Below are 8,396 nucleotides of genomic sequence, written 5' to 3'. Positions count from 1 at the left end.
CCCCCGGCTCGGCCGCCCCCGCGGCCGAGCCGTTTCGCGTGGGCGGGGCCGTGCTGGAGCCGGTCGATCCCGCCTCGCTGCCGGGGTTCCCCGGCCCCGAGGCCGGCGCGGCGCTCGCGGCCTTCCGCCGGACCTGCCGGACCCCGCCGGGGACGCCCCAGCCCGCCACCGTCGCGGGCGCGCCCGAGGCGCTCCGGACCGCCTGCGCCCGGGCCGAGACCGTGCCCGAGCCCGTGGCTGACGCCGCGGCGGCCCGCTTCTTCGCCGAAGCCTTCACGCCCTATCGGATCGTCAGGCCTCCGGCCGGGGGCAAGCCCGAGCAGCGCACGGGATTCCTCACCGGTTACTTCGAGCCGGAACTCGTCGGCGCCGCCACCCCGAGCCCGGATTTCACCGCCGCGGTGCTGGCTCGGCCCGACGACCTCGTCAGCCTGGAGCCCGGCGAGACGCGGCCCGGCCTGGACCCGTCCTTGCGCGCCGCGCGCCGGACCGGCGACGGCTTCGAGGCCTATCCCGACCGGGCCGCGATCGAGGACGGCGCCCTGGGTGCCCGCGCCCGCCCCCTCCTCTACCTGCGCGACGCCGTCGACCTGTTCGTGCTCCAGGTCCAGGGCTCCGGCCGGGTCCGCCTGACCGACGGGCGCTCCGTCCGGGTCCTCTACGACGGCCGCAACGGCCGGCCCTACACCTCCATCGGCAAGCTCATCGTGACGGAGGGGCACCTGCCCCTCGACGGCCTCACCCTGGCCCGCTGGACCGGCTGGCTGCGGGCCAACCCCCGGCACGCCGCCCGGCTGATGCGGGCCAACGCCTCTTACATCTTCTTCCGCCTGGCCGAGATCGACGACCCGACGCTCGGGCCGCCCGGCGGGGCCGGCGTGCCCCTGAGCCCCGGCCGCAACCTCGCGGTGGACGCCACCCTCTGGCGCTACGGCCTGCCGTTCTGGCTCGAGGGCCGGATCGCCGGATCCGCCGAGCCGGGGCGCCTCGTCGTCGCCGCCGACACGGGGTCGGCCATCGTCGGCCCGGCGCGCGGCGACCTCTATCTCGGCACCGGCGCGGAGGCGGGGATCGCCGCCGGCAACCTGCGCGACGCCGTCGGCTTCGTCGTCCTGCTCCCGAAATCCGGGACGTCCGCCCCATGAAGACGCCCCGGCGCCCGCGCGGCCTCTCCGGGGAGGACGCCTATCTGTGGGGCGAGATCGCCCGGCTGATCACGCCCCTGCGCGGCCGCCTCGCGGGGCGGGGCGCGGCGGGCAAGCCGGCCGCCGCCACGCCGGCCCCGGCGACACCCGCGGGGGCGTCGTCCAAGGTCGTCCCCGCCAAGTCCGCCATCGCCAAGTCCGCCATCACTAACTCGGGTCCCGCCAAGCCCGCGCCCCCGAAACCGATGCCCCGGACGCTGGCCAAGCGCGCGGCGCTGAAGCCGAACCCGCCGCCGGCGCTGCCCTCTCCCGTCCTGGCACCGGCACCGCCGACCGCGCCCGGTCTCGAGCGCCGCGTCCGCCTTGCCCTGCGCCGGGGCGCCCTCCAGGTCGATGCCCGGATCGATCTCCACGGGATGTACCAGGTGGAGGCGCACGGGGCGCTGATCGGCTTCCTGATGCGGGCCCGGGCGTCGGGCCACACCCACGTCCTCGTGGTCACCGGCAAGGGCGGCCCGACCTACGACGACGCCTTCTCCGAGCGCGGCGTGCTCCGCCGCAGCGTGCCCCACTGGCTGCGCGCGCCGGAGCTGCGCACCGTGGTCCTCGGCTTCGAGGAGGCGGCCCGCCACCACGGCGGCGCCGGGGCCCTCTACGTCCGCCTGCGCCGCCGCTGAGGGCTCCTGGCGGTGCCCCGACGGACGGACCTTGCGAAAAGCCGGGAAACGCGCTACCGCTGAGGCCTCTCCTCGTTACGCCGTGTTGCATCCGTGAGCCCCTGGCTCCGCCAAGACGATGCGCGGAGCCGTCTTTCCCCAGGACGGACCGACTGATCGGCGCCGAAACGGCGCCCGGCGACCAAACTCCCCGACTGTCCCGTCCGACCCTCTGCCCCGCCTCGCCCTTCCCGCCGGTTCTGAATCCCCCATGACGTCACCGTACGAGACCCTCCCCGTGGAAAGCCCGGCCGAGGGCGGAATCGTCGCCGCCGATCTCGACGGCATGCGCGAGGTCAAGCTCCAGGACCTCAAGTCCAGGACGCCGACCGACCTGATCGCCTTCGCCGAAGAGGTCGAGGTCGAGAACGCCTCGACCATGCGCAAGCAGGAACTGATGTTCGCCATCCTGAAGCAGCTCGCTGCCAAGGAGGTCGAGATCATCGGGGCGGGCACCGTCGAGGTGCTGCAGGACGGCTTCGGCTTCCTGCGCTCGTCCGACTCGAACTACCTGCCGGGTCCCGACGACATCTACATCTCGCCGACGCAGATCCGCCGCTTCGGCCTGCGCACCGGCGACACCGTCGAGGGGCCGATCCGCGGACCCAAGGACGGCGAGCGCTACTTCGCGCTGCTCAAGGTCAACACGATCAACTTCGAGAACCCGGAGAAGATCAAGCACAAGGTCCATTTCGACAACCTGACGCCGCTCTTCCCGACGCAGCGCTTCAAGCTCGAACTGGACAATCCGCCCAAGAAGGATTTCTCGCCGCGGATCATCGACATCGTCGCCCCCATCGGCAAGGGCCAGCGCGCCCTGATCGTGGCGCCGCCGCGCACCGGCAAGACCGTGCTGATGCAGAACATCGCGCAGTCGATCACCATCAACCACCCGGAATGCTACCTCATCGTGCTGCTCATCGACGAGCGCCCCGAGGAAGTCACCGACATGATCCGCTCGGTGAAGGGCGAGGTCATCGCCTCGACCTTCGACGAGCCGGCCACCCGCCACGTGCAGGTCGCCGAGATGGTGATCGAGAAGGCCAAGCGCCTCGTGGAGCATGGCCGCGACGTGGTCATCCTGCTCGATTCGATCACCCGCCTGGGCCGGGCCTACAACACCGTGGTGCCGTCCTCCGGCAAGGTGCTCACGGGCGGCGTCGACGCCAACGCCCTGCAGCGCCCGAAGCGCTTCTTCGGTGCCGCCCGCAACATCGAGGAGGGCGGCTCGCTCTCGATCATCGCCACCGCGCTCATCGACACCGGCTCGCGCATGGACGAGGTGATCTTCGAGGAGTTCAAGGGCACCGGCAACTCCGAGATCATTCTCGACCGCAAGGTCTCCGACAAGCGCATCTTCCCGGCCATCGACATCACCCGCTCGGGCACCCGCAAGGAAGAGCTCCTGGTGCCGCCGGATGCGCTCAAGAAGACCTACGTCCTGCGCCGCATCCTCAACCCGATGGGCGTCACCGACGCGATCGAGTTCCTCATGGACAAGCTGCGCCAGACCAAGAGCAACAACGACTTCTTCGACTCGATGAACACCTGAGACCGACCCGGCCGGACCCGCGCGGCATCAGCCTACGGGTCCGGTCGGTGCCCTCGACCGCTCGAAGATTTCCGGCTGAAACAAGTTTGTTAGCTGGTTAACGATTGCCTGACGCGTCAGGGATTGGCGTCCGGGGCGCCGCGCCGATGACCGAAACCCCCACCCTCTACGCGCCTGCCACCGGCCCGGGTCGATCGGCGGTCAGCGTCATCCGGATCTCCGGACCGGCCTCGGCCGCGGTGATATTCACCCTCGCCGGCCCCCTCCCCCCGCCCCGCCGCCTGTCCCTGCGCACGCTGCGCAGCCCCGACGGCACGCCACTCGACCAGGCCCTCGTCGCCTGGATGCCGGGCCCCGCCAGCTTCACCGGCGAGGACATGGTGGAGCTGCACCTGCATGGCGGCCTGGCCGTTCGCAGCGCGGTCCTGCAAGCTCTCGCCGAGATCCCGCACTGTCGACCGGCCGAGCCCGGGGCCTTCACCCGCCGGGCCTTCCTCAACGGCCGTCTGGACCTCACCGAAGCCGAGGGGATCGCCGACCTCATCGATGCCGAGACCGAGGCGCAGCGACGCCAGGCCCTGCGCCAGCTCGATGGGGCCCTGGGCGGGCGGGTGGCCGATTGGCGCGCACGCCTCATCGATCTCCTCGCGGGCGTCGAGGCGGCCCTCGATTTCTCCGACGAAGGGGACGTCGACGACGCGGCCCTGGACGCCGCCCTGGCGCAGAAGGCCCGCGCGATCCGCGACGAGATCGCAACGGTCCTGGCCGATGCCCGGCGCGGCGAGCGCCTGCGGGATGGTTTCACCGTGGTCCTTGCCGGGCCACCCAATGCCGGCAAGTCGACGCTGCTGAACGCCCTGAGCCGGCGCGAGGCGGCCATCGTCTCGGCCATCCCCGGCACCACCCGCGACGTCATTGAGGTCCGCTGCGACCTCGGCGGCTTGCCGGTGATCCTGGTCGACACCGCCGGCCTGCGCGAGGCGGGCGATGCCATTGAGGCGGAGGGCATCCGCCGCACACGGGCCCGGATGCGGCAGGCCGACCTCGTCGTGATGCTCGACGGCCCGGACGCGCCGGCGACCACGCTCGAGCCGATACCGGAGGGACCAGTGCTCCGCGTGCGGACCAAGCGCGACCTCGAGCCCGCCGTCGGCGTGCCGGAGAGCGCGATCGGCATCTCGGCGATCACCGGCGCGGGCCTGGACGGATTGCTGGCTGCCATCGAGGCCGAGGCTTCCCGAGCAGTGGGGAGCGGCGATGCTCTGATCACCCGCGAACGCCACCGGCTGGGGCTGACCCGCTGCCGTGAGGATCTCGACCGCCTGCTGGCGGGGGCCGCCCTGCCCGAGCTCGCCGCCGAGGATCTCCGGCTCGCCGTGCGCGCGCTGGGCGAAGTGGCAGGGCATGTGAGCGTCGAGGAGATGCTGGATCGGCTGTTCTCCGGCTTCTGCATCGGCAAGTGAGCCGGGTCGACCCAGGCCTGTGACCCTGGGACCACGGGGCGGCGGTTTCACGTGAAAACCACGCCCTGGTCGAACCATCGATTGACCATCGGCGCGCCAGCCGCTTAATCGATCCCATGCACCACACCCCTGATTCCTACGACGTGATCGTCGTCGGTGGAGGCCATGCCGGCGTCGAGGCGGCGGCCGCGTCGGCCCGGATCGGCGCGCGGACGGCCCTCGTGACCCATCAGGCCGCCACCATCGGTGCCATGTCCTGCAATCCCGCCATCGGCGGTCTGGGCAAGGGTCATCTGGTCTGCGAGGTCGATGCCCTCGACGGCCTGATGGGGCGGGTCGCCGACGCGGCCGGCATCCAGTTCCGGCTCCTCAACCGACGCAAGGGTCCCGCGGTCCGCGGTCCCCGCACCCAGGCCGATCGCAAGCTCTACGCCCGCGCCATGCAGGCGGCCATCGCCGGGACCGCGAACCTGGCGGTGATCGAAGGGGAGGTGGCCGACCTCGCCCTCGCCGGGGGACGCGTCTCGGGGGTGATCCTGGCCGATGGGCGCACCCTCTCCTGCGCCGCCGTCGTGCTGACCACCGGCACCTTCCTGCGCGGCCTCATCCATATCGGCGAGACCCAGATCCCCGCCGGTCGGATTGGCGAGGCGCCGTCCGTGGGCTTGGCCCGGACACTGGACCGCGCCGGTTTCGCCCTCGGCCGCCTGAAGACCGGCACGCCGGCCCGCCTCGACGGGCGCACCATCGACTGGTCCGGCCTGGAGATGCAGTCGGCCGACGCGGACCCCATCCCGTTCTCGACCCTTACCGAGCGAATCACCACGCCGCAGATCCAGTGCGGCATCACCCGCACGACCCAGGCGGTCCACGACCTCATCCGCGCCAACCTACACCGCTCGCCGATGTATTCCGGCGGCATCGCCAGCCGGGGGCCGCGCTACTGCCCGTCCATCGAGGACAAGGTGGTGCGCTTCGGCGATCGCGAGGGCCACCAGATCTTCCTCGAACCGGAAGGCCTGGACGACCCGACCGTCTACCCCAACGGCATCTCCACCGCGCTGCCCGAGAGCGTCCAGCGCGACGTCATCGCGCTGATCCCCGGGCTGGAGCGCACCGCGATCCTGCGGCCGGGTTACGCCATCGAGTACGACTACGTGGACCCCCGCGAACTCGACGCGACCCTCCAGGCCAAGCGCCTGCCGGGCCTGTTCCTGGCCGGGCAGATCAACGGCACCACCGGCTACGAGGAAGCGGCGGGGCAGGGGCTCGTGGCCGGCATCAACGCGGCCCGCCTCGCCGGCGGCTCGGCCCTCGCCACCTTCGACCGGGCCGAATCCTACCTCGGCGTGATGATCGACGATCTCGTCACCCATGGGGTGAGCGAGCCCTACCGCATGTTCACCTCGCGCTCGGAGTACCGGCTCTCCCTGCGCATCGACAATGCCGACGAGCGCCTGACGCCGAAGGGCGCCGCCCTCGGCTGCGTCGGGCGGCACCGCGCCGCGCATTTCGCCGCCGGGCAGACGGCCCTCGAGGCCGCGCGCGCGCAGCTCGACCGCCTGAGTCTCAGCCCGAACCAGGCCGGGGCCGCCGGCATCGCGCTCAACCAGGACGGAATCCGCCGCAGCGCCTTCCAGCTCCTGTCCTACCCGGACATCGACTGGGCGCGCCTCTGCGCGGTCTGGCCGGAACTCGCAGCGGTCCCGCCCCGCGTGGCGGAGCGACTCTGCACCGATGCCACCTACGCCGTCTATCTCGACCGACAGCGGGCCGACATCGCTGCCTTCCGCCGGGACGAGGCCGTGGCCCTGCCGATCCGCCTGGATTATGCGAGCATTCCCGGGTTGTCGAACGAGATGCGGCTGAAGCTCGAGGCGGTGCGTCCGGGAACCCTGGGGCAGGCGGCCCGCATCGAGGGCGTGACCCCAGCCGCCCTCACCCTCCTCGCCGCCCATGCCCGCCGGGCCGAGCGTGGGGCCACCCATGGCCGCTGATCGCGACCGCGATCAGGTCCTGGCCGCTGCGGGTGTTTCACGTGAAACAGCGCAGCGCCTCGATCTCTATGTCGACCAGCTCCGGCGCTGGCAGACGGTCAAGAACCTGGTCGGACCGGCCACCCTGTCCGAGGTCTGGACCCGCCACATTGCCGACGCGCTCCAGCTTCGGGAGCTCGCGCCGGAGGCCGACACCTGGCTGGACCTTGGGGCGGGGGCGGGACTTCCCGGCCTGGTCCTTGCCATCGCAGGCCGGGAGCGTCCCGGGTTTCGGGTCGATCTCGTCGAGAGCAATGCGCGCAAATGCGCCTTCCTCACCGAGACCGCGCGCCTCACCGGCGCGCCTGCGACGGTGCACAACGCCCGGATCGAGCAGGTCATCGGCGCGCATCGCGGCGCCGCGGTGGTCTGCGCCCGGGCGCTCGCCTCCCTCGCCCAGCTGCTCGCCTGGGCGGAGCCGCTGTTGACAACCGGCACGGTCGGCCTGTTTCCGAAAGGACGGGATGTCCAATCGGAATTGACCGAGGCCGCGCAACGGTGGAGATTCGTTTACGATCTCGTGCCGAGCCGAACCGAGTCGGAAGCGCGGATCGTTCGCGTCACGACCCTATCTCGCGTGGATTCATGACAAGCGATCCGACTGCCGTACCGACGACCGGAGCGCATCCGGATCGGCCGCTGCGCATCCTAGCCCTGGCCAACCAGAAGGGGGGCGTCGGCAAGACGACGACGGCGATCAACCTCGGCACCGCTCTGGCGGCCATCGGCGAGAGCGTTCTGGTGATCGACCTCGATCCGCAGGGCAACGCCTCCACGGGTCTCGGCATCGACCGCCGCCAGCGCAAGGTCTCGACCTACCACGTGCTCGCCGGCGAGGCGTCTCTGGGACAGGCCTGCATTCCCACCGCGGTGCCGCGCCTGATGGTGGCCCCCTCCACCATGGACCTCCTCGGCCTGGAGCTGGAGATGGCGAGCGCGCCGGACCGCGCCCATCGCCTGCGCAACGTGCTGAAGGGCGTCGGCGAGGTCGGCGCCACGGCGGGTGTCACCTACGTGCTGATCGACTGCCCGCCCTCCCTGAACCTGCTGACGATCAACGCCCTGGCGGCCTCCGACGCGGTGCTGGTCCCCCTGCAATGCGAGTTCTTCGCCCTCGAAGGCTTGAGCCAGCTGCTGCGCACGGTGGAGCAGGTGCGGGGCGCCCTCAATCCGCGCCTCACCATCCAGGGCATCGTCCTGACCATGTTCGATCCCCGCAACAACCTGTCGGCGCAGGTGGTGGCGGATGTGCGCAGCTTCATGGGGGAGAAGGTCTACGAGACCATGATTCCCCGCAACGTCCGCGTGTCCGAGGCGCCGTCGCACGGCAAGCCCGTGCTGCTCTACGATCTCAAATGTGCGGGCTCGCAGGCCTACCTGCGCCTCGCCTCCGAGATCATCCAGCGCGAGGGGCGTCTGCCCGTCGCCGCGTGACCGATGCGGGGGCCCCCTGCCCCCGGTGTGTGACAAGCGTTTCCCGAAGG

7 protein-coding genes are annotated in these 8,396 nt (G+C 71.5%); all 7 read left to right on the top strand.

The genetic code is table 11. The features are described from left to right. On the top strand, positions 1 to 1,145 hold a 1,145-nt coding region (locus ASF18_RS11905), incomplete at its 5' end, for a murein transglycosylase A (protein ID WP_244472678.1). Beyond that, positions 1,142 to 1,822, top strand: a complete 681-nt coding sequence (locus ASF18_RS11900) for a Smr/MutS family protein (RefSeq protein WP_056351814.1) — start codon at positions 1,142 to 1,144, stop codon at positions 1,820 to 1,822. The genes ASF18_RS11905 and ASF18_RS11900, both read left to right, overlap by 4 nt. 250 nt (positions 1,823 to 2,072) lie before the next feature. Then, a complete protein-coding gene (gene rho / locus ASF18_RS11895; RefSeq protein WP_056218446.1) occupies positions 2,073 to 3,413 on the top strand; it encodes a transcription termination factor Rho in 1,341 nt (446 codons plus the stop codon). Positions 3,414 to 3,559: 146 nt separating this feature from the next. Continuing rightward, complete coding sequence (gene mnmE, locus ASF18_RS11890) at positions 3,560 to 4,876, top strand: tRNA uridine-5-carboxymethylaminomethyl(34) synthesis GTPase MnmE (protein WP_056351811.1); 1,317 nt, start codon at positions 3,560 to 3,562, stop codon at positions 4,874 to 4,876. 116 nt (positions 4,877 to 4,992) lie between these two features. After that, positions 4,993 to 6,873 carry a tRNA uridine-5-carboxymethylaminomethyl(34) synthesis enzyme MnmG gene (gene mnmG, locus ASF18_RS11885; protein ID WP_056351806.1) on the top strand — a complete coding sequence of 627 codons (1,881 nt, stop codon included), beginning with the start codon at positions 4,993 to 4,995 and terminating at the stop codon, positions 6,871 to 6,873. Next, positions 6,863 to 7,501: a 16S rRNA (guanine(527)-N(7))-methyltransferase RsmG gene (gene rsmG, locus ASF18_RS11880; protein WP_056351803.1), complete on the top strand. Its 639-nt coding sequence runs from the start codon at positions 6,863 to 6,865 to the stop codon at positions 7,499 to 7,501. The genes mnmG and rsmG overlap by 11 nt, the downstream gene beginning before the upstream one ends. After that, positions 7,498 to 8,346 (top strand): ParA family protein, encoded by an 849-nt coding sequence (locus tag ASF18_RS11875; protein WP_056218438.1) that lies wholly within the window; start codon positions 7,498 to 7,500, stop codon positions 8,344 to 8,346. The genes rsmG and ASF18_RS11875 overlap by 4 nt, the downstream gene beginning before the upstream one ends. The last annotated feature ends 50 nt before the right edge of the window (positions 8,347 to 8,396 follow it).

Origin of the sequence: Methylobacterium sp. Leaf89 (genome assembly GCF_001422215.1) — a bacterium.
Taxonomy (GTDB): Bacteria; Pseudomonadota; Alphaproteobacteria; order Rhizobiales; family Beijerinckiaceae; genus Methylobacterium.
The sequence above is the reverse complement of the archived record's forward strand: the minus strand, read 5'-3'. Positions and strand labels throughout refer to the sequence as shown.

Bases quoted from the DNA above. Each gene is read 5' to 3' on its own strand.
- ASF18_RS11900 (WP_056351814.1), top strand. From the start codon at position 1,142: ATGAAGACGCCCCGGCGCCCGCGCGGCCTCTCCGGGGAGGACGCCTAT.
- rho (WP_056218446.1), top strand. From the start codon at position 2,073: ATGACGTCACCGTACGAGACCCTCCCCGTGGAAAGCCCGGCCGAGGGC.
- mnmE (WP_056351811.1), top strand. From the start codon at position 3,560: ATGACCGAAACCCCCACCCTCTACGCGCCTGCCACCGGCCCGGGTCGA.
- mnmG (WP_056351806.1), top strand. From the start codon at position 4,993: ATGCACCACACCCCTGATTCCTACGACGTGATCGTCGTCGGTGGAGGC.
- rsmG (WP_056351803.1), top strand. From the start codon at position 6,863: ATGGCCGCTGATCGCGACCGCGATCAGGTCCTGGCCGCTGCGGGTGTT.
- ASF18_RS11875 (WP_056218438.1), top strand. From the start codon at position 7,498: ATGACAAGCGATCCGACTGCCGTACCGACGACCGGAGCGCATCCGGAT.